General features: G+C 52.0%; 17 protein-coding genes. 9 read left to right on the top strand and 8 right to left on the bottom strand.

Annotated features, from left to right (window positions below; all coding sequences use genetic code 11):
• The first annotated feature begins 147 nt into the window (after window positions 1-147).
• Complete coding sequence (locus tag KHQ09_RS04510; protein ID WP_213596608.1) at window positions 148-2,721, top strand: hypothetical protein; 2,574 nt, start codon at window positions 148-150, stop codon at window positions 2,719-2,721.
• A 45-nt stretch (window positions 2,722-2,766) separates the two neighbouring features.
• Here KHQ09_RS04510 and KHQ09_RS04505 read toward each other — a convergent pair whose 3' ends face one another.
• The 3 genes from KHQ09_RS04505 to KHQ09_RS04495 form a co-directional block, all read right to left on the bottom strand.
• Window positions 2,767-3,699, bottom strand: coding sequence for a glutaminase (locus tag KHQ09_RS04505; protein ID WP_116086730.1), 933 nt, complete (start codon window positions 3,697-3,699; stop codon window positions 2,767-2,769).
• Between the two features lie 147 nt (window positions 3,700-3,846).
• A complete protein-coding gene (locus KHQ09_RS04500; RefSeq protein WP_213596606.1) occupies window positions 3,847-5,157 on the bottom strand; it encodes an MFS transporter in 1,311 nt (436 codons plus the stop codon).
• Window positions 5,158-5,184: 27 nt separating this feature from the next.
• Window positions 5,185-6,387 (bottom strand): M20 aminoacylase family protein, encoded by a 1,203-nt coding sequence (locus KHQ09_RS04495; RefSeq protein WP_213596604.1) that lies wholly within the window; start codon window positions 6,385-6,387, stop codon window positions 5,185-5,187.
• A gap of 123 nt (window positions 6,388-6,510) precedes the next feature.
• On the opposite strand from KHQ09_RS04495, the gene KHQ09_RS04490 reads away from it, so the two are divergent.
• Together KHQ09_RS04490 and KHQ09_RS04485 are read left to right on the top strand one after the other, a co-directional pair.
• Entirely contained in the window at window positions 6,511-7,419 is a 909-nt protein-coding gene (locus KHQ09_RS04490) for a LysR family transcriptional regulator (protein WP_116086726.1), read from the top strand.
• Between the two features lie 89 nt (window positions 7,420-7,508).
• Window positions 7,509-8,099 carry a 3'-5' exonuclease gene (locus KHQ09_RS04485; RefSeq protein WP_213596602.1) on the top strand — a complete coding sequence of 197 codons (591 nt, stop codon included), beginning with the start codon at window positions 7,509-7,511 and terminating at the stop codon, window positions 8,097-8,099.
• A gap of 163 nt (window positions 8,100-8,262) precedes the next feature.
• Here the strand turns inward: KHQ09_RS04485 and KHQ09_RS04480 are convergent, their stop codons facing one another.
• The 5 genes from KHQ09_RS04480 to KHQ09_RS04460 form a co-directional block, all read right to left on the bottom strand.
• Complete coding sequence (locus KHQ09_RS04480; RefSeq protein WP_213596600.1) at window positions 8,263-9,456, bottom strand: M20 aminoacylase family protein; 1,194 nt, start codon at window positions 9,454-9,456, stop codon at window positions 8,263-8,265.
• A gap of 134 nt (window positions 9,457-9,590) precedes the next feature.
• Entirely contained in the window at window positions 9,591-10,376 is a 786-nt protein-coding gene (locus KHQ09_RS04475) for an amino acid ABC transporter ATP-binding protein (RefSeq protein WP_420801428.1), read from the bottom strand.
• The gene (locus KHQ09_RS04470; protein WP_213596598.1) at window positions 10,373-11,293 is read right to left on the bottom strand and encodes an amino acid ABC transporter permease; all 921 of its coding nucleotides are present in this window, start codon (window positions 11,291-11,293) and stop codon (window positions 10,373-10,375) included. The genes KHQ09_RS04475 and KHQ09_RS04470 overlap by 4 nt, the downstream gene beginning before the upstream one ends.
• On the bottom strand, window positions 11,290-12,174 hold the full coding sequence (locus KHQ09_RS04465; protein WP_213596596.1) for an ABC transporter substrate-binding protein: 885 nt from the start codon (window positions 12,172-12,174) through the stop codon (window positions 11,290-11,292). The genes KHQ09_RS04470 and KHQ09_RS04465 overlap by 4 nt, the downstream gene beginning before the upstream one ends.
• 132 nt (window positions 12,175-12,306) lie before the next feature.
• A complete protein-coding gene (locus tag KHQ09_RS04460) occupies window positions 12,307-13,269 on the bottom strand; it encodes a substrate-binding domain-containing protein (RefSeq protein WP_213596594.1) in 963 nt (320 codons plus the stop codon).
• 102 nt (window positions 13,270-13,371) lie between these two features.
• Between KHQ09_RS04460 and KHQ09_RS04455 the strand changes: the two genes are divergently transcribed.
• From KHQ09_RS04455 to KHQ09_RS04430, 6 genes are all read left to right on the top strand, one after another.
• Window positions 13,372-14,703: an aminotransferase-like domain-containing protein gene (locus KHQ09_RS04455; RefSeq protein WP_213596592.1), complete on the top strand. Its 1,332-nt coding sequence runs from the start codon at window positions 13,372-13,374 to the stop codon at window positions 14,701-14,703.
• A 205-nt stretch (window positions 14,704-14,908) separates the two neighbouring features.
• Window positions 14,909-17,203 carry an OmpA family protein gene (locus KHQ09_RS04450; RefSeq protein ID WP_213596590.1) on the top strand — a complete coding sequence of 765 codons (2,295 nt, stop codon included), beginning with the start codon at window positions 14,909-14,911 and terminating at the stop codon, window positions 17,201-17,203.
• Between the two features lie 154 nt (window positions 17,204-17,357).
• Window positions 17,358-18,479 carry a porin gene (locus KHQ09_RS04445; protein ID WP_213596588.1) on the top strand — a complete coding sequence of 374 codons (1,122 nt, stop codon included), beginning with the start codon at window positions 17,358-17,360 and terminating at the stop codon, window positions 18,477-18,479.
• Window positions 18,480-18,783: 304 nt separating this feature from the next.
• Window positions 18,784-19,314 carry an RNA polymerase sigma factor gene (locus tag KHQ09_RS04440; RefSeq protein WP_213596586.1) on the top strand — a complete coding sequence of 177 codons (531 nt, stop codon included), beginning with the start codon at window positions 18,784-18,786 and terminating at the stop codon, window positions 19,312-19,314.
• Complete coding sequence (locus tag KHQ09_RS04435; protein WP_213596584.1) at window positions 19,311-20,270, top strand: FecR family protein; 960 nt, start codon at window positions 19,311-19,313, stop codon at window positions 20,268-20,270. The genes KHQ09_RS04440 and KHQ09_RS04435 overlap by 4 nt, the downstream gene beginning before the upstream one ends.
• 164 nt (window positions 20,271-20,434) lie before the next feature.
• Window positions 20,435-22,831: a TonB-dependent receptor gene (locus KHQ09_RS04430; protein WP_213596582.1), complete on the top strand. Its 2,397-nt coding sequence runs from the start codon at window positions 20,435-20,437 to the stop codon at window positions 22,829-22,831.

Genomic DNA, 22,831 nt, shown 5'->3' with positions numbered 1-22,831 from the left:
ATCAGTATAAGCCGGATCAAAAAAGAAGCTGTGCGCTTACTGGTGTTGCTACTGTCAGTTTTCACAGTCACTCATTCTGCTCATTCCAAGAATTTACCTCCCTATCAGGAACTGAGTACCAGACACATATGTGAAGCCACATCAGTGATGGCTGCTCCGGGAAAATCCCCTGCCCATATGTTGAAATCGGGCGAAGAGGTTCGGTTAAAGGACGTCACCTTCGGGGCAGATAATCTGCCTTATTTTGCAGTTGACTATGCAACCGGAACAGGCCTGCAACGTGCAACAGGTTTTGTGCCTGTAGAAAAAATCAGTCATTTTTGCGATTTCACCAAGCGTTCTGACAGAGGCCGCAGTTTTCAGGCTCCTCCCAATACCTGCCATCTGATCGCGGCTAAGACAGACACGCTAACAGCTTTGAACAAGCAAGCCGTCGCTCTGAAAGAATATCGCCCATCCATGGCCGCTTACCGATTGGCTGACGGTCAATATGCGCTTTCACTTGGCCTGCTGAATATTCGGGCGAGCGGGAGTATTATAGCCCGCGCCAGTGATCTTCCCGAAAACAGCGAATGCTCAACTGGTACCGAATTTGTTAAAGCATTAGTGAAAGATGAGAAGGAATTCTCAGAGGGAGAGAATGATCGCTTTGCCTCTGTCTCCGACCGTTTTGCCGCCGCCCGCAACTTGATGGGAGAAGCAGGAAATGCGACCAATCTTAAGAAAGCCTGCGATCTGGGTTTGAACGAAGCCTGCAGCAGCTATGCTGAAGCGATCTACAATATAGAAGATCCGGACGGTACTTTACCCGCAAAGGTTACACATTACGCTCTGATGGGCTGTATGGGAGGAGACATACGCGGCTGTCAGCTGGCGATCAACCGCACAGACAATACCTTGGAGAATGCGCAGTTTCGCACGGTCGAGGGCGGCACCGGCAATGCTGAAGATCTTGTACTGCCTGAACTTGCCAAGCCGGGCTGCGACGCACGTCAGGCTGTGAGCTGCATTCTGCTTGCCCGCGGCACCGCACCTTATACAAAGCCTACGCTTGCAGAGGCCGCATCAAATTTTACCGCGAAACTCACAGCATGCAGATCCGGTATTGCATGGGCTTGTGAAGAAGTTCCTGATGCCTTCGGATATGTCGTGCAAGCCCGCGGTGAATATACATCTGCAACGGCCGACGAGAATTATTCACTCGGATCATTGACTGAAGAAATTTGTACACCCGGCCCGAAACAACCCAATATTGTACACTGTAAACCCGCTTATTATAAATATCGGGATTTTCTGCAGGCAAACAAAACGCCGCCACTCACGGATACAAGAATTGCAAAAGCAAAAGGTTTGCTTGAACGCGGCTGTATCGCGGGTGATCCGGCGGCCTGCGCAGTACAGACCAAACTAACTGATCACTGGTCTGCTGAAGACCGGAATGCGGCAGCAGCCAGAGCAATCAAGTTGTGCGCCGGACAGTCTGACAAGGACAGCATTTGTGACAGTCTTGGTGTTGCGCTTGATCCAAATCTCGAAACGGCAAAACCTGCCCAGCGCAAACTCTACGACACGCTTGTTATGACATGCATGACAGACAAAACGTCCAACGGCCCGCAGGCGTGCAGCGCTGCGGTATCCGCCTATGCTTCTCTGGAAAGCACAGATCAGGTACACAATATTGAAACAATGCTGGCGAATGCGTGTAATAATGAAAATATCAATGGCTGTCAGGCATTAGCATCGCTTATAGCTACAAAAGCGCAAAATAATCCGGAGACAAATCAGTCACCTGAGGACGACAAAAGCGTCACTCTGTTATCCGTGCTGCGTACCGGTTGTCGCTTTGATGACAACCCCGCCAGTACCTGCCTTTCCTTAGCAGATAGTTTGAACTCTGCCGGTGAAGTTAACGCCGCGATGGATGTCTACACCAAGACGTGCGGATATCAGGTTACTCACGCCAACGAAAGACTTGCGGATGTGCGTATTTGCTATGATGCAGCCAAATTCGCATTGAGTCAGAAGACCCGCTATGCCAATGCACTGCAATGGTCGGAATTTGCCTGCAATTCTGCCGATCTGGGGCTGTCAGCCTATGCATGCAAACTGGCCGGAAATATCTATGCCTCAGGGCTTGGTATAGAAACAGATTTACAAAAAGCCGCTATAGCCTATCGGAACGGATGTTTTCATCCTTACGTGAAGACGACAGATGGCGAGGCCTGCCTCAAATACGGAAATATGTTGCTGGAGGCACATGACAACTCTGACAGTGCAGCCTCTGTAACACCTGAAGATCTGCAAAACTCAGGTGACATGATATCAGAAGCTTCCAGAGCCTATGACATGGGCTGCATGGACAATATTGAGCAGGCTTGTCAGGCGAACCGGAAATTGCTGACCGACTGGAGCAAGGGACTATATTCCCATAACCGCGTGCAGTGCCGCGTTGAGGATGACCGCGGGTCTGTCTATTCCGACAAGATATGCCGTGAATTTTCATTCTACCAAGCTGCCGGGCAACTCAAAGAAGAACGCCGTCAGATCAGGCTCGAAGTCTATGTATGGCCCGACGGTGACCGCAGCGTCGTCTATCAAAGAGATGGTACGTGGTTACTCAACGAGGTAACAACAGCCGGACTTCGCCATATCGATGCAACAAAATGCTGGCGCAATCCGGTTTCAAAACGAAGCTTCTGTGTCAGTCCCCTTCAGGAGTGAGGTTTTTCGTTTTTGCCCGATGCAAATCTCACAGAGAACATCGCTTCAGCTCCCGAACACTGACCAGCCCATACGGCGGCACAGGATTTCCAGAGCGCGTGTGCCAAGCAGCGAGTTGCCGTGCTGGTTCAAGCCCGGCGACCACACAGCAATGGATGAAATACCGGGAACGATAGCGAGAATACCACCACCGACACCGCTTTTGGCTGGCACGCCGACACGAAATGCAAAATCGCCGGAGCCGTCATAGTGACCACAGGTCATCATCAGCGCGTTGATACGCAAGGCACGTTCCACACTGACAATACGGTGATTACTGACCGGATTGCGGCCGGATGCAGAAAGAAACAGCCCTGCCCGCGCCAGTTGCTCACAGGACATCGCCAAAGCACATTGGTGGTGATACACGCCCAGAACATGGGGCGGCAGATTGTCGAGATTTTTATTCGCTTTCAATAAATTGGCCAGCGCCGCATTATTGAAGCCGGTGCGGTCTTCTGCTTTTGCCACCACTTCATCAATATAAATATCGTCATCCTCAGCGATGGATTGCACAAAACGTACAATCTCGCCGATCGTTTCACGCGGTTGATGTGAACTCAGCAGAATATCTGAAATCACAATCGCACCGGCATTGATGAACGGATTGCGCGGCAGTCCTTTTTCCAGCTCAAGCAAGACACTGGAGTTAAAAGGATCGCCTGAAGGCTCACGGCCGACACGCTGCCAAATGCCGTCACCTCTTTTGCCCAGAGCCAGCGCCAGAGCAAACACTTTGGAAATACTTTGGATAGAGAATTTTTCCTGAGCGTCACCGGCAGAGATCAGTGTGCCGTCATGAAGCATAATGGATATGCCGAATTTCGCAGGATCAACCTGTGCAAGAGGCGGAATATAATCAGCGACTTTGCCACGGATACCGGTATCTTTGATTTCAGCCTCGATTTCATCGAGTACGGCGCGCAAACGCTGTTTCAACTATTTTACACCTTTGAGATACCGCTATTGCGTAACCAACAGTCATGAAAGCAGCGGTGACCGGTTTACACCGCATCACCGCCTGCTTGTGAGCCAGAATGGCTAAACAATGCCAGCCATTCTGTCCATTCTCAAATGCGCGATCTTTTAACGTTTAACGTCAAAATTACGGGTTTCCGGCATCATAAACATCGCCACAAGCGAAATCACACTGGTTGCAACCACATAATAAGCCGGTGCCACAGCACCAAAAATGCCGATCAGCCATGTGATAATAAACTGTGTGGTGCCGCCAAACAATGTCGCACCGATCGCATAGATCAGGGAAACACCGGTGGCACGCAGAGCAATCGGCATCATCTCAGGGATTGCCACAAGGCTTGCAGCGCCTGTCATCGAGGTGAGCAGTGTAATCGCAGCGGTTACAATCAGCAGCACTGTCGCATCTTTGGATTCCGACAGCCAGAAGAACAGTGGGATAATAACGATCATCAGCACGATACGCGGCCAGATCATCACGCCTTTGCGACCATATTTATCAGCAAGATAACCGGCAACGAGGGCGAAAATGAAAGTCATCGTACCGCCAAGCACTGTACCGGCCTGCGCGAGAATTGCAGGCAGTTTCAGGGTCTGAATGGCATAGGTGGTCATATAGTTGCCTACCTGTGTCGACACGGTGGTCGAAATCATCACCAGAATACCCAGCACCAGAAAACGTGTGTGATCGGAGAATACCGAAGTCACAATCTGCGTACCGGTTTTATCGCTTGGCTTTTCCAGAGTTTCCGGCAAAGCGCGGCGGATATAAAGCGCAATCGGAATAAGCGCCAGCGAGACGAGGAACGGAATACGCCAGCCCCATGACACCAGATCTTCATGTGGCAGATACCATGACACCAGCACGCCCATCAGGCCACCGGCAACGACGGCGATACCCTGACTGGCAATCTGCCAGCTGGCATAAAGGCCGCGCTTATCGCGCGGTGCAGCTTCAATCAGCATGGCCGATGCCGGCCCGACTTCACCGCCAAGTGCCAGCCCCTGCAACAGACGGCATAGCAGAACGATGATCGGCGCGGCAATGCCGATTGTTTCATAGCTCGGCGTTGCGGCCAGACCCAATGTACCGACGGTAATCAGCGTCACAGTCAGGATCATTGCAGCGCGGCGCCCTGCTTTATCCGCGAAAGCACCAATCAGAACGCCGCCAAGCGGACGGGTGAAAAAGCCCACACCGAAAACTGCAACTGAGGCCAGAAGGCTTGCTGTTTCACTGCCGAGCGGGAAGAATGTCTGCCCGATATAAACCGCGAAAAACGAATAGACGATAAAATCGTAAAATTCGAGAGCGTTACCGGCAACGGCCGCAGCAATTGCCTTGACCGGTGGTTTTTCAGACTGGCCGGACAGATCGTCCGAAGCCGTATGCGGCGCGTGCATAACAGAAGCGCTCATGGTTATCCTCCAACAGATATAATAGTTTTAGTCTTTACGGCCTGTGTTGCCGTTCAGAAATTCCTCCGTCAAGGCCACCCAATAGGCGGCTCCCTCAACGATATTCGCGTCATTAAAATCGAAGCCGTCATTATGCAGCGCACGGCTCACAGGGCCCGGCTGATCGCCGTTTCCGAGGAAAATATAAGAACCCGGACGTTTTTCGAGCATGAAGGCAAAATCTTCACTACCGGTCATCGGCGTGGTCTGGGCAACAAAATTACCCTCAGCGGCAAAGCGCTTGCCAACCTCACGTGCGAACTCTGTTTCTTCGGTGGAATTCTGCAAGGCAGGATAGCCGCGAACATAATCAATATCAGCTTTGACGCCGAAACTCTGTGCCTGCGTGGCGACCAGATCACGAATACGGTCTTCAAGCAGATCGCGGACTTCCGGCTTGAAACAACGCACTGTCAGTTCGATCTGTGCAGTCTCAGGGATGACATTATTCGCCATGCCCGCCTGCATAACACCGACGGTAACGACAGCCGCATCCAGCGGATTAACATTTCGTGCGACAACAGTCTGCAAGGCCATCACGATAGCAGCGGTTGCAACAATCGGATCGGCCGTTGTATGCGGCTGCGCACCATGGCCGCCGCGACCGGTGATCTTGATGGAAACACTGTCGGACGATGCCATCATCGCACCATCATAAAACTGCAACTGGCCTTGCGGCGAACCCGGCATATTATGGATACCAAACACGGCATCGCACGGGAACTTTTCAAACAAGCCGTCAGCAACCATACGGGCTGCACCGCTATCAGGGCGGCCATATTCTTCAGCAGGCTGGAAGATCAGATTAACAGTACCGCTGAAATTGCGGCGCTCGGCCAGCGCTTTGGCAGCGGCAAGCAGCATTGTTGTGTGACCGTCATGTCCGCAGGCATGCATCACACCACTATTGACGCTGGCATAAGGCAGACCGGTTGCTTCCAAAATCGGCAGCGCATCCATATCCGCACGCAGACCAATGGCCGCTGAGGCTTCACCATTGCACAACTGGCCGACAATACCGGTTGTGCCGATATTGCGCTCAACCTTATAGCCCCATTTTTCCAGCAGATCAGCGACAATGCCACCGGTTCTGATTTCGTTAAATGCCAGTTCAGGGTGCTGGTGCAGATCACGCCTCAGCGCAACAAACTCCTCAACATCGCGCTCAATCAGCGCTCTGATGTTTTTCATGACTCCACCCTCCTAGACTTAAAAACTATTACCGATGTTAGCTAAGAGGTGCATTTTCATTTGTCCAATGCATAGTAAATTTGATAATCATGCATAATAGGCATACCAGTTTAGGAAAGTTTCATGAACATTCAGCAATTACGACATTTTATTGCGCTTGCTGAGAAAGGCTCTTTCACACGGGCAGCGGAACATGCGCATCTCACCCAACCGGCACTGTCGCGCAGTATTGCGCAACTGGAAGCCGAGCTGGGGATGAAGCTGGTTGATAGAATCGGCAAGCGCTGTGAAGTCACGGCTTTTGGCAATGTGGTGCTCGACCATGCACGCCGCGTATTGTTCGAGACCGAAGAACTCTATCGAGTTGTCAAACAGCAGCATGAAGGCAGTGCGGGAAGGATCAGGATCGGGCTTGGGTCAACACCAAGCGCCCTGCTGACAGCGCCGCTTCTGAGCCGGTTTTCAACCACCAATCCGTCTTTGCATATTCTGCTGATGCGCGGTTCCATTCCGCTGCAAGTGCAGGCATTGCGGGAGAGAACGCTGGACATGCTGGTTGTCGAAATCAGAGGTGTAACGATAACCGCAGATCTGCATATTGAAATGCTGCCCGCATTGCGCACAGGTTTTCTGGTCAGTCAGGGGCATCCCTTGCTGCAAAATCAACAGGTCAAATTTTCTGATCTGCGGCCATGGCCATTGGCAACCACAATCCTCGCGCCTGAGCAGATACGCAATATGGTCGCGATCTACGGACCGGAAGCCCATCCCGATGAGAGTGTCACCTTTCACTCCGATGCGATTGACGGGTTGCTTCAGACCACATTGAGCAGTCAGACCATTTATTACGGCGTTATCGCACCGGCACATGAGCTGATAACATCAGGACAACTGGTGGAAGTTCCTGTGCGTCCTGTTTCAGACACGTCGCAATTCGCCATCATTCGCCTGTCCGGTCGCTCACAGCCGCCGATGTTCCCCATTCTGCGTAATCTCATTCGCGAGAGAATGGAGGAATGGAGTGCGATTTGACGGCTTTACCGCCATCAGCAGCTCCGGTTCTTGACCATGCGCGCATTATTCTCCAGTAACAACACATACAGACAGTGCCGGAGCATCCCGTGAAAACCATTGCAATTGATTTTGAAACTGCCAATGAACAACGCGGCAGCGCCTGTTCTGTCGGTCTGGCATGGATTGAAGATGGTCAGGTCGTGCGGGTTGAAGAGCGCTTTATCCGGCCGAAAACTATGCGTTTTTCCTCTTTCAACATTGCCATCCACGGTATCCGTCCGGAGCATGTGGAAGATGCCGGAGAATTTCCGGAAGTGATGGATGAATTCGCCGATGATTTTATGGGAGCCACAATGATTGCCCATAATGCAGCTTTTGATTTCAGTGTCTGGCGCGCTTCACTGGATCAGTATCAGCAGAGCTATCCTGAATTGCATTATCTTTGTTCAGTCAAAATGGCACAAATGGTCTGGCCGCAATTGCCGTCACACAAGCTGAATATTCTTGCTGATTATCTTGGTCTGAGCTTTCATCATCATAATGCTGCGGAAGATGCTGCGATCTGTGCTCAGGCAACAATCGCTATGGCACATTCTATAGGTGCCGCCACATTGGCGGACATGCCACGCATGATCGGTATGCGTGCCGGACGTCTCTTTGCCAACGGATATGAAGCCTGCACCATCCGCAGAAAATAATGATAGGAGTGCATATAAAAAGGTGGCGAACCACCTTTTTATCTCTCAGATGCGTTTTACAAGAGCGTGCTGCATGTAATCTGATCCACTGCACCCGCTCTATTTCTTTGTTTTAACGCATGTCTTTATCCCAAAACCGGTGCCCACTTTTGGGAGACATGCTTTAGCTATTACCACCGGCAGCCAGATAACGTTCAGCCAGCCGCGCCCAGAGCGCAGAACCGACCGGCAGATTGGCATCATTGAAATTATATTTCGGATTATGCAACACGGCTGAATCCACACCATTACCAAGACGCAGGAAACTACCCGGCTTGTGCTGGAGGAAATAAGAGAAATCCTCGCTGCCCGGGATCAACGGACAGGTTGAAACCTTGGCATCGCCGATCAGCTCACGCGCAACCTCTGTCGCAAAAGCGGTTTCCGCATCGGAATTGACCACCACCGGATAGCCCAGCTCATATTTGATCTCAGCTGTCGCGCCATAGGCTTCCACATGCTGCTCAGTCAGTTCACAAACGCGGTTTTGCAGCAGCTCACGTACAACCGGCGAGAACGAGCGGATGCTCACTGCCAGATCAACATCATCAGGAATAACATTGGATGCTTCGCCGCCGTGAATAGTGCCGACTGTAATCACTGCAGTTTCTGTCGGATCGACATTGCGGGCAACGACAGTTTGCAGAGCCATCACCAAACTGCAGGCGACCATCACCGGATCAACGGTCAGATGCGGACGGGAGGCGTGACCGCCTTTGCCGATAACTTTGATATAAGCCGTATCAGCCGCGGCCATCATCGGGCCGGAACGGGTGAGAATAGTGCCTTCCGGCGCACCCGGATGATTGTGCAGGCCGAAAATCGCATCGCACGGAAAGCGCTCGAACAGACCGTCCGCGATCATTGCCTGTGCACCGCTGATTTCACCGGCTTCTTCTGCCGGCTGGAATACCAGTGTGACAGTGCCGTTGAAATTCTTTGTCCGTGCCAGATGTTCAGCCGCACCAAGCAGCATGGTTGTATGACCGTCATGACCGCAGGCATGCATTTTACCAGCCACTGTACTTGCATAAGGCAGGCCGGTTTTCTCCAGAATTGGCAGCGCATCCATATCGGCACGGATCGCAACACTGCGACCGCCGGTACCGACAGTCAGCCGGCCGACAACACCGTGGCCGCCGACATTGCGGGTAACGTCATAGCCCCAGCCTTCCAGCTTTTCAGCGACATAGGCTGCGGTCTTTTCTTCTTCAAAAGACAATTCAGGATTGGCATGGAGATGATGGCGGATTTCTTCCAATGCGCTGCGGCGTGGTTCAAGATCGGCGATACGGGCGAAATTATCGGACTGTGTCATGGTCTGCTCCCGTCCTCATAACGGGATCTCCTGTAATATTTATCGGCAGGCATGCTGCATTGCGGTCAGAGACTCAAACTACTGTATCATATATGCAAAACACGCCGGTTTTGTATCCGGCGTGTTGTTTTTTATCAGATAAAACGACTGAGGAAGCTGCGGGTACGCGGATGCTGAGGATTTTCGATCACCTCTTCCGGTGTGCCCTCTTCAACCACCTTGCCGCCGTCCATAAAGATCACACGATCTGCGGCCTCACGGGCAAAGCCGATTTCGTGAGTGACCACGATCATCGTCTGCCCCTGATCGGCGAGACTGCGCATGGTTGTCAGCACCTCACCCACCAGTTCCGGATCAAGCGCGGAAGTCGGCTCATCAAACAGGATGAGTTTCGGTTTCACGGCCAGTGCACGGGCAATCGCTACACGCTGTTGCTGACCACCGGAAAGCTGGCGCGGATAGGCATTGATCTTGTGGGACATACCGACTTTCGCCAGCAATTCCTTGGCCGTTGCAATAGCCTCGCTTTTGCTGCGGCCATGAACTCCGACCGGAGCTTCAATCACATTCTGCAAAACAGTCATATGCGGATAGAGATTGAACTGCTGGAACACCATGCCGATCTGGCTACGCTGTTTGGCGATAGCACGGTCTGACAATGGCAGCAGGCGATCGTTTTTATACTTATAACCGATCTGCTGCTCATCGACAAAAATCGAACCTTTGTCGATGGTTTCAAGCCGGTTGATACAACGCAGGAAGGTGGATTTGCCCGAACCGGAAGGCCCGAGAATAACCACGACCTCGCCGGAGCGTACTTCCAGATCAATGCCACGCAGCACTTCAATACCGTGAAAGGCCTTGTGCACATTATGGGCATGAACAAGAGGTTTTTGCATATTGGCGGTCTTATCCATCATGCATTCTCCTGCATCTGAACCGGTGCTTCATCTTTGACCGCATCGCCGCGTTCACCACGGTTATAATGACGTTCAATCGCACTCTGTCCGACATTCAGCACGGATGTAATCAGCAGATACCACACAACCGCAACCAGCAGCATCGGGATAACCTCGAATGTGCGGTTATAGATCGACTGAACGGAATAAAGCAGATCAGCCATGGCGATAACACTGACAAGTGATGTCGCTTTAATCATGCTGATCAGCTGGTTCCCTGTCGGCGGCACGATAGAACGCATGGCCTGCGGGATAATGATACGGCGCAATGCGCGTGCCCGTGTCATACCAAAAGCGGCTGCGGTTTCGCCCTGTCCTTTATCAACAGACAACAGGCCGCCACGGATAATCTCCGCCATATAGGCTGCTTCATTCAGTGCCAGACCAACAATCGCAGCGGTCAGCGGTGTGATAAGGTCGTTGGTATTCCAGCTGACAAGTGTCGGGCCGAACGGGATAGCCAGCGAGATTTTCGGAAACAAGGTTGAAAGATTGTACCAAAAGATCAACTGCACCAGCAGCGGTGTGCCACGGAAAAACCAGATGAACAGATTGGACAGCGAACTTGCCAGCCTGTCCTGCGACATGCGGGCAATTGCCAGAATAAGGCCAAGTGCAACACCGATAATCATCGCCACAACGGTCAGGCTGAGGGTGATATACAGCCCTTCCATCACTGTTGAATCAAAGAAATAAGCGGCGACGACCGGCCAGCCGAAATTCGGATTATTGGCAACAATAATACCGAAATCGAGTGCCACACCCAGAACAACTGCCCACAGGATCACACGTTTCAGCGGAAAGGGTGCGCGCGCACGGGCGACGTCGAAACGTTCGACATCACCCACGGCTGCGCCTGAACCACGCAACTCACTCATTGCGCGGTCTTTCCGGCGAGATTGATACCGGCTTTATCAATCATGTTCTTTTCCAGACCCCATTTTTTCATGATCGTGGCATAGGTGCCGTTGTCGATCAGCATCTGGATACCGTCACGGAACACTTCGCTCAGCGGTGAGTCTTTTGGCAGCACTGCGCCCTGATACAGGTCATCAAAGCCGTTTTTCTGGCCGGTTGCAGCCAGTTCCAGCTGACCATTGGACTGCTGAACAAAATAGGTCAGAGGTGCCTGTGATGAGAAGAACGCATCGGCGCGGTTAGAGCGCACGGCCAGAATAGAGCTTGGCTGGTCATTATAAGACTGCACTTCAATCGGCTTGCCGTCCGCGGTGCATTTCTCATTCTGCTCCTTGATCACTTTCTCAGCCGAACCGCCCGCCATTACAGCGATACGCTTGCCGCAGGCTGTATCCAGCGATGTGATGCCTTCCGGATTGCCATGCTTCACCGCGAAAACCACATATTCACGCACCCAGTCTACAAAATCATTGGCGCCCTGACGGGACGGGAAGTCACCGTTCGGTCCAAAGCCGAGCTGGTAACGTCCGGCAGAAATACCGCTCAGAACCGATGGCAGACCGCTGACTGTCGAATGGGTGATTTTGATACCGAGCAGCTGACCGAGTGCATCGGTCATGTCCGTCGCATCGCCGTTCACGTCCTTACCATTGATGATCTGGTAAGGAGGGAAGGAACCGGAATTCACATCATTAATAACACCGGCCTTGATGATGTCTTCCGGCAGACGGGCGCGCAGCGCCTCATTCAATGCCTGTTCCGGAATTTTCACATCCTCAGCCAAAGCCTGTTGTGCAAAAACACTGCCAAATACAGCAGCTGCCAGTATAGTTTTTTTCATCTCACTCTCCCAATAGTTCAGAGCATTTCCAGTTTGTCTTCCATGACAGGAAATGCTCTGTCTGTTTGTTTTTACGCGTATCTTATCCGAAAACCGCTTCGCACTTTTCGGGATACGCTTTGGCTGGCGCAATCACGCCTTGTTCGCATAAAACGGAAACAGTTCTTCAACGCTTAGTTTGCGCTGCAAAATACCCTGCAAATGCAATTCATCAGCGAAATCATTAATCATCGCCTCATTGGCGGCGATACCGCTGACATTCCAGTTTTCCGGCAGATTCTGTGCGCATTTCAGCAATTCATCGAGCATCCAGGGTGTGGTTTCCGCATATTTGCGGCGCTTTACTGTCCACACACGCTGGCTTTCATCCAAGAGATCGCTCAGTTCCTGCGCCACCCACGGATGTTCCGCCAGAATTTCCGGCTTGATACCCATCAGATGCATACCCGGCACGTAACCGACATCGTTATAATAGGCCAGCTCCGCACTGCGGAAATCGGCCAGCACCTGACGGAAACCGGAGTTTTTGCCAAAATAACCATCCGGCATAAAGGGCGTGAATACTGCATCCAGCACACCCTCGCGCAGGGCATCCATCATCGGCTGTTCACCCGGCATGGCCTCAATACGGCCTGCACGGCCAAAACCGTCCAGACGATCTGTAACCGGATGCGCTTCTGTCAAACGGCCTGCATACCAATAGACATCCTCAACCCCGATACCATGACGGCGCAGTGCCGCACGTGTCCATGTATTGCCGGAATCGCGCCAGCCGGTGACGCCGATCTTCTTGTCTTTCAGCTGTTCAAAACCGGTAATACCGCTGTCTGTACTGGTGATGATGCACCGATGACGGAAGCCGCGCATGATGAAATTCGGAATGCCGGTAATGCTGGTATCACCCTCATCACGCAAAGAAACGTAACGGCTGAATGACATTTCGGACGCTTCATGGGCCTCATCTTCTCCCGGATGAGAAACCAGCGTGCCCACACGATCAACAATCACATCAAGCTTTTCAGAACGCACATCGCCCAAAGCCAGCGGTGTCAGATAATCCCAGTCACGCACAGCGATACGCAATTTAACCGGCATAAATATTCCCTCAAAATTTCCTCTGTACAAATGAAGTTAAATGTTCAAATTGAACCGATCAAATGTTATTATGTTACTGAACATTAAATCGGATAAATAATTATGGTGCCTGATTTCTCCAGCGAGTGGTTTGCCCGCCACCTTGAAGACCGCACGACGCGCGGCATTGCCCGCGACATGGCAGGATTAATCAGACGCGGCGCCTTGCCGGTCGGCACCAAATTACCGCCGATCCGTGATCTGGCTTATGTTCTGGGGATCAGCCCCGCCACCATTTCCGAGGCCTTGAGCGAGTTGCGTAAGCTCAAGATTATCAATGGCAAAGGCCGCAACGGCACATGGGTCAGCGGTGATCATTTTGCAGCAAAACCGGCACGATTGATGAGCTTCGGCAATTACGGCGATGATGTACTGGATCTCTCCATGGCCATACCGGACACAGCTTTACTGCCATCACTGGAACAGGCTTTGCGCCATGGTGCTCAGGCGGATGGTCTCAACAGCTATCAGCGTGTGCGTATATTGCCTGAGCTTGAAGAGGCTGTGCGCCGCGACTGGCCTTATGAGCCGGAAGCCTTTCTGGCCACTAATGGCGGCTATAATGCCACTTATACGCTTATTCATGCCCTTGTAACGCCCGGATCATCCATCGCCATTGAAGATCCGACTGCGATGCGCCTTCTTGATATTCTTGAAGATTTCGGCGCTAAAATCATTCCGGTCACCTGTGACGATCAGGGCCCGCTGCCCTCTTCTCTGGCATCTGCTCTGGAGCAGAAACCTGCCGCGTTTCTGTTTCAGCCACGGGTTCATTCCGTGACCAGCCATTGCATGAGCAAAGAACGGTTGATGGCATTGGGTGATGTTCTGGAAGGGCATGATACACTCATCATTGAAGATGACGGTGTTGCCGATATTGCCATGGCACCGCGTCAGACACTCGGCGCACGTTTTCCTGATCGGGTGGTCCATATTCTGTCTTATTCCAAGACTTTAGGTCCTGATTTGCGTCTGGCAGTTCTCTCCGGCTCAGCCAGCCTTGTTGAGCAAATCCAGTCTTATCGTAGCTTCAGTTCCGGCTGGACAAGCCGTATTCTGCAATCGGCAGTGGCATGGCTGCTCAAAGATGAGGCAACGCAGCATAGTCTGGAGCAGGCAAAGCAGATTTACCGGCAGCGTGCCAGCTATTTTCAGCAGGCATTGGCCGCGCACGGCAAAAACATTCCGGACAATCATGGTCTGTGCTGTCTGATGCCGGTAGAATCCGAACAATTTGCACTGATTACGCTGGCCGCCCGCAATATTGCCGTGGCACCGGGTTCCAAATTCTCAGTCCGTCCGCTGGCAGCAGTGCGTATTGCAACCAGCACATTACAGGATCATCAGGTAGAGGATGTCGCGCGTGCTGCATTTCTCGCCAGCAAACCGGCTTAGCAACGGCCGGATTTTACTATACTCATAAGACCTCTGCTCTCTGACATTCAGCAAAGGTTCATAAAACGTGAACTAACCATTTCCTCATATCGCCGAAATTTGCCATAAATCAGCAAATAATAAGCACCGGCAATTAAGTGTTATTTCGATCGGGAATTGACGAAATGCAACCTATGCAATTTCTGCCTTCCTAAGGAGAGGGATTATGAGTTTTCGTTCTAAACTGCTCGCAACAGTTGTTTTTCCGGCTTTCTCGGCTTCCATCATGATGCAGCCTGTTCAGGCCGGCACATCAGAAGCCCCGATCATCCTCGCACAGGAAAACAGCGAACAGCCGGCTGACGATCAGATGCTGCGTCAGCAACAGGCTGAGGAACAACAGCGCGCAGCCGAAGAGGAAGCGCGACGGGCAGCTGAAGAGCAGCAAAGAGCTGCTCAGGAAGAAGCTGAACGACAGGCTGCAGAACAGCAACGTGCCGCCGAGCAACAGCGCGCGGCCGAAGAAGAAGCCAGACGTGCAGCTGAAGAGCAGCAAAAAGCCGCTCAGGAAGAAGCTGAACGACAGGCCGCAGAACAGCAACGTGCCGCTGAGCAACAGCGCGCGGCCGAAGAAGAGGCAAAACGCGCAGCCGAACAGCAGCAGAAAGCCGCTCAGGAAGAAGCTGAACGACAGGCTGCAGAACAGCAACGTGCCGCTGAGCAACAGCGTGCTGCCGAAGAAGAGTCAAAACGTGTAGCTGAAGAGCAGCAAAAAGCAGCGCAGGACGAGGCTGCCCGACAGGCAGAAGAACAAAAACAGGCTGCAGAACGGGCACAGCAAGACGCTGCCGAACAGCAGAAAAATGCTGACCAGCAAAAAGCTATAGACGAAGAAGCAGAAAAGCAGGCCAAAGAGGCAGCAGAGCAATCCAAACCTAAGGAAAGCCCGGAGCCGAAGCCAGCGCCAGAACCAAAGCCTGACCTTAAACCGGAGCCTGAACCGAAACCTGCTCAATCCGAAGAAACACCTCCTGCGCCAACCGAACAGGAGCCTGTAAAGCAACCGGAAGAACAGCCTGCCCCTCAGACAACACCTGAGCAACCTGCCCCTCAACCGCCTGTAACTGATGAAAAGCCTCAGGAACAAGAGGCTGAACCGGCCAAACAAGCGGATCAGCAGGTGCCGCAACCACAGCCGGAGCAGGAAGTTCAGCAGCCTGAAAACAACCAGCCTGCCGAACCTAAAGCTGAAATTATTGACGAGCGTACACCTGAGCAAAAGCAGGAGATTGCCAAAGATCCTGCCAGCACAGATGAAACCATTGTTCTGCCCGTTGAAAACGGAGCCGCCATTCTTGACAGTGATAAGGATGCGGATAATTTCGGCGGCAACCAATCCAGAGAAGAGCGCCGTAAACAGCGAGAGCAACAGCGTGCAGCCGAGGAGCAGAATACGCCTCCGCCTGTGAATGATGCCGCTGCTCAGGTTGAAATTCCGGCCACGATCTCTGAAAATCTGCCGCAGCAGATTGAAGCCAATCTCAAAGAAGAAGGCACGCGCATCAAAGATGCACCAGCCTTTGTGGTTCCGGACACTACAAATATCATCAATAATACGGTTGTGAATAATACCGTTATTAACAACACGACAATCAACAATATCACCAATGTGAAAGTCGTTGAGGAAGTTGATAACCGCATCATTCTGGAGACGGGCGACCGCATCTTCGTCCGTGGTGATGATCGCCCCCGCCTGCGTCGTGATGCCGAGCGTTCATATTATGATGAATTGCCGCGCGGCCGCTTGCGCGAAACCATTGTACGTCCCGGCGGTTATGAGATCGTAACAATCTATGATCGTTACGGCGACATTCTGCAGCGCTCACGTATCGACCGTGACGGCAATGAATATCTGATGATCTATGCACCTGAATATGATGACAGCCCGCGTGCAGCAATCTTCGATGTCGGATATGATCTGCCGCCGATGCGGCTGACCATTCCTGTCACTGACTATATTATTGATGTCGCTGCAGATCCGGAACGTGACTTCTATGACTTCCTTGCTCAGCCGCCTGTAGAGCGGGTTGAACGCGTCTACACGATTGATGAAGTCCGTCACTCAGCGCGTCTGCGTGACAAGGTGCGCCGTATCGATCTGGATACAATTCACTTTGCCACCGGCAGTGCCGAGGTTTCACTGTCGCAGGCCAAAACCCTGCGCAAAGTTGCAAGTGCAATGCAAAAAGTGCTCGCCAAAGACCCTGGTGAAACCTTCTTCATTGAAGGGCACACAGACGCTATCGGCTCTGACCGCTCAAATCTCGTGCTGTCCGACCAGCGCGCGGAATCTGTGGCAAGCCTGCTGACAGAAGTCTATGACATTCCGGCAGAAAACCTTGTAACGCAGGGATATGGCGAACGCTTCCTGAAAATCCGCACACAAGCTGCCGAGCAGGAAAACCGCCGCGTTACCATCAGACGCGTGACACCATTGGTTCGCCCTGTTGCACGCAAATAAAATGCAAAAAACAAGCCGGTTGGGCGTCAATGCCCGACCGGCTTTCTGAAATTTACACCGCATCCTGCAAGATTCTACAGTAGTAAGAGCGACCACAACCCGTAAACTTTAGCCAGTAAATTTCACACTGACAAAGCTAAGCGGGATTAACGCCATGACTATTAAGAGTCTTCTTCTTGGCTCTGCGGCTGCACTTATTGCGGCAACCGGAGCGCAGGCCGCCGACGCTGTCGTTGCACCGGAACCGGAAGCCGTGGAATATGTGCGCGTTTGCGATGCTTACGGCGCTGGCTATTTCTACATTCCCGGCACAGAAACCTGCTTACGCATCGGCGGTTATGTTCGTTATCAGGCGGCTGGCGGCGATGATCCCTACACTGGCAGCAAACTCGGTTATGTTGATGCGAATGGCGACCATCAAGACACTTGGGATAAACTCGCACGCTTCACTCTGCGCACCTATACCATTTCGGAAACCGAACTGGGCACGCTCAAAACATTTACTGAAAACCGCTTCAACTTCTCAAATGGTTCACAGGGCGCCCATACGCTGAATTATGCTTATATACAGCTTGGCGGTCTGCGGATGGGGCTGGATGAATCCGCATTTCATACTTTCACCGGATATCTCGGCGACATCATCAATGATGACGTGGTTGCAGCCGGTTATTACCGCACCAATCTGATCAGCTACACTTTTGCCGGCGGCAATGGTTTCTCAGCCATCATATCGCTCGAACAAGGCGGCGATAAAGGGCAAAATAATTATTATGATGATGCCTCCGGCGTTTGGCTGCAGCGCGACTTCAATAACCGTATCGACAGCTATATGCCGCATGTTGTTGGCGGCCTGAAGTTTGAACAGGGTTGGGGCGCGATTGCAGGCACTGTCGCCTATGACTCCAATCTTGAAGAATGGGCCGGTAAAGTTCGCCTTGATGTGAATGTAACAGACACATTCTCCCTGTGGGTGCAGGGCGGTTACGCTTCTTATGAAGAGAATACCGGCATGTATGGAAACTGGGGTGGTGACTGGGCTGTCTGGGGTGGTGCGCAGTACAAAGCAACAGACAATGCGACTTTCAACATTCAGGCTGCTTACGAGGATTGGGGCAAAACTGCTTTTGCTGCGAATGTCGCCTATCAGCTGGTTCCGGGTTTCACCATTACTCCGGAATTCAACTACACCACATGGAAAAAAGACCATCCTGTTCGCATTCTCTCCCGCGAAAAAGATGCTGTCGGCGGTGTGATCCGTTTCCAACGTTCATTCTGATGAACAGTATTAAGGAGATTTTTCAACGATCAGTCTCCTTAACAGACGTGGATATTTAATAGTTATTCTGACCTCCAGTCTTTGAAAAACTATAATGACAGCCACGTTGGGAAGACACGGTGAAAAGGAGACTTTTCACCGTGTTTTTTGTATCCGATCCTTACCGACAGCTTATCTCCGGCGAGGCATTTATTAGCCGGATACAAACACATAGATTAACTTGATTATTTAAGTCATATTTATTAAACAGCATAAAATTTCTGACAGAATCCTTTATGCGACAGCGATAGTTTTTGACCTGATAATGTGGAACTTCACCTCCCTTTTTAGAAATTACAGCGCAGAGCTGCAACGCTTTCTGCGCCGTCGCGGTGCTGCGCAGGATGTGGCGGCAGACCTGACTCAGGAGACTTTTCTGCGCCTGATGACCTCAGCGCGTAAAAATAAATTTGCAACCCTGCCCGACAATCACAAAGCCTATCTTTTCCGCGTGGCTGCAAATTTGCAGACCGACCATGCCCGCAGCCAGAAACTGAATCCGCTAGCCGGTCATACCGCTGCATTAAGCGAAACATTTGCCGATCCCGCGCCGCTGGCCGATGAGATTTTGATAGATGCTGAATTCATGCGCATACTCGAACAGGCTTTGTCGGAAGTGCCTGATATTCCGCGTCGGGTTTATCTCATGCGGCTTGACGGTAAGACATTTGCTGACATTGCCCGTGAATTGCATCTGCCGCTGCAAACTGCCTATAGCCAGATGAACCGCGTGATGATCCATCTGCAATATCGCGTCAGTCAGGCGGAAAACGGTCTGACAGGTAGGCGCGTATGATCACCAAACCAGACATCAGCGACAATGAACTCTGGAGCGCTGAGGCCGAACAGGCGCTTGATCCGGTGCTGCGCAGGGCAATCGACTGGTTTACTGTGCTGAGTGACGGACAAGCCGATGAAGAGACAATAGCCGCGCATCGGCGCTGGATTGCAGCCGATCCGCACCATGCCGAGGCCTATAAAAAAGCGGAAATACTCTGGGCGGGTACAACGCAGATGCACCGGATGCAAAAGCGCAAGACCACGCGCCGCATGAACCGGCGCAATTTCGGCAAATTAGTGTTGCTCGCCGCTTTTGGTGCAGGCAGCTATAGTGTGATGGAAACGACCGCACCGGACTTTAAAACCGCCAGCGGTGAGCGCCGTCTTGTGGACTTAGCGGACGGCTCGCAAATCCATATGTCCGGCGGCACTGCTCTGTCTGTCAAAATAACAGAGACGCAGCGCAATATTATCCTGCATCACGGCGAAGCCTATTTCAGCGTTGCACGCGGTCAGGCGCCTTTCACTGTTCAGGCCGCTTCCGGCCGTGTGACAGCTCTTGGCACAAAATTCAATATTGCTTTGCTCAATGATCTGGCTGAAGTTCTGGTGACAGAACATGCTGTTCGCATTGATTATGCTGCACAATCCGTCACGTTGCAGCAGGGACAAAAACTCATTTATGAAAAGCAGCAGATCAGCGCCCCGCTGCCTGCAGACGACCAGATTGATCTGTCATGGCTGGAAGGGCGGCTGGTTTTCATCGACAAGCCTTTGAGTGATATTGTTCAGGTGCTCAATCGCTGGTCGGCAGAGCAGCTGATATTAATGGATAGCAGCCTTGCGCAACGTCCGGTGACACTGGTCATCAATATTCAGGACATTGATACGGTGCTGACACAACTCACCCAAACTTTGCCGATTAAGACCCGCCATATACCGCTATGGGGCACGCTGATTTATAGCGCCTAGAGCGCCGTGTGCAAGACTTGGCACACATAGTCGCTCTAACACTTTCAAATTAGCGGAAAACTGCGCTTTCAAATTATTTTTTAAAATATGATTATTTTTATCAGAAAATCACAAAAGCTTTCCGTCTTACAGTCAGAACCTGTTTGCTGATCTGGAGAAACGGAATGCCATTGCCGGTAAAAAGCGGAAACCTCAAAAAGCGTATGATTTTGCGTCCGCAAATCTGGGCCTGTTCTGTGGCGATTGCTGCACTCATCATACCTGCGGCTCATGCACAGCAGCCTGAAGCAACTGCGACGGCTGCCGCAGAAGCAAAACGTGACTTTTCGCTTGCTGCACAACCACTGTCTTCCGCGATTGTGCGCTTTGCAGCGCAAACCGGCACGAATATTCTTGTTGACGGCACCCTGCCCGCCAATATCCGCACCGCACCCGTGCAAGGCAAGCTGAGTGTCGATGCGGCGCTTGCACAAATGCTCAGCGGTACAGGCTATTCCTATCGCCGCAATGATGCGCGCTCTTTCACCCTGATCCGCCCCGGCACACAGAATGCAGCAAAGGCAGGTGATGCGGATGTGCAGCTGAATGTGATTACCGTCAACACCGGCACGCCGAGTGTCAGCGGTCTGGTTGCCGGTAAAGATGCTCCTTATGAAACAACTGCGGCGGTAACCTCCATTGATGCGGCGACACTTCAGGAGAAGAATGCCGGTAATATTGATAATGCCCTGCGCGCTTCTGCAGGCACATTTACCCGCAAGGCAATGTCCGGCGCCGGTGTTGCGGTCAATATACGCGGCATGGAAGGCTATGGCCGTGTGAATATGATGATTGACGGTGCCCGCCAGAATATACGCGTGATGGGACATGGCGTGTCCGGCGGCTCTGCTTTTGTCGACAGTGATCTGCTCGCTGGAATGGATATGGGGCGTGGCTCTCTGGGTGGTGCTGCCGGTGTCGGCACGCTGGGCGGGGCGGCCAATTTCCGCACTCTGGGTATTGATGATGTGATCTTGCCCGGCAATTCCTATGGTGCCATGTCGACCATTAAATTCGGTAATAATGCCTATGACTGGTCAAGAATGGCAGCAGCCGGTGCACGCACGCAAAACGGTATCGGTTTTATGGGCGCTTTCAACCGTCGCGACTCCGGCGCACCGAAAAGCGGGGTGGATGAAAAAGGCCGCCGCCTGATCAATCCCAACCAGCAGGAAGATCTGAAGTCCGGCCTTGCCAAACTGGAGTTTGGCAATGGTGAGGATCACAAACTGCTGCTGGGCGGTGTCTGGTATAATAATAAATCCACAATCCGCAGTGAACCGCAAACCTATCGCAATCAGACTTATACGGCGCGTTATGATTTCACGCCCGATAATGACCTGATCGATCTGACCGTTAACGCCTATTATAATGATGCGCAGGTCAGATTTACGGAAGGAAATTATGCAGGGCAGTTCACCCGCGATAAGGGTATGGGGATTGATGTCACCAATCGCAGTCATCTGGATCTGCCCAATGATATTGCGCTGAAACTGACCTATGGCGGCGCATACTATCATGATGATGTGACCAATGGTCAGTCCTGGGGCACAGGCGGCCCCGGAGACGGCAAGATCGGCATTGGCAGCCTGTTTACCGATGCGACTTTCTCCTATGGCATGTTCGATCTGACAACCGGCTTCCACTATGACACATTCCGGCTGCAGGGTGATGTTGCCAGAAAACGCGGCAGCGAAACCGTGCTTGAAGCGATCGACCGGTCTGACAGCAGCCTGAACCCGCGGGTGACACTGGCTGTAACACCTGTGGACGGCATCCAGCTCTACAGCACCTATGCGAAAACCTTCCGCCCGCCGACTGTGACTGAAACTTTCTTCCCTGGAGCACATGGCAAGACACCGAACCCGACCAGTCCTAATCCTGACCTCGAAGGCGAGACCAGCAAGGGTTGGGAATTCGGCGTGAATGTGCTGGAGAAAGATGTGCTGGCCTCCGGCGATGCCCTGCGCATGAAAGCCAATTACTTCAGCAATGATGTTGAAAACTACATCACATCGGGTCCTTACTCGATGAAGAATATGCCGATGCTGAAATTCATCAATATACCGGGTAAAACCCGTATCAAAGGTTTTGAACTGGAAGCCAATTATGACAGCGGTTTTGCTTTTGCCGGTATTTCTTACTCAAAAACCAAAACAGATCTGCCTTATGGCATGTGGTCGGATGGCTTTGGAATTGGTGAGCTGAATGGTCTGCCGGACTATACTGTGACCATTAATGCCGGTTTTCGCGCATTGGATGAAAAACTGACAATCGGTGGACAAATCCGCCGTGTCGGCAAGACCAAAGCGGTGAAACCGCCGATGGGACCTCAGCTGATTGATGTTGAAGGCTATATGCTTGCAGATGCCTATGCATCCTACAAGTATAATGAAAATGCGACCTTCTTCCTCAATATTGAGAATATCACCAATCAAGCTTACAAGCCTGCGCAATATATGGATGCACAAAAACTCGGCCGTGGTCGCACGGTTATCGGCGGCATGACACTGCGTTTCTGA

Source organism: Pseudochrobactrum algeriensis (assembly GCF_018436245.1).
Lineage (GTDB): Bacteria > Pseudomonadota > Alphaproteobacteria > Rhizobiales > Rhizobiaceae > Pseudochrobactrum > Pseudochrobactrum saccharolyticum.
The sequence above is the reverse complement of the archived record's forward strand: the minus strand, read 5'-3'. Positions and strand labels throughout refer to the sequence as shown.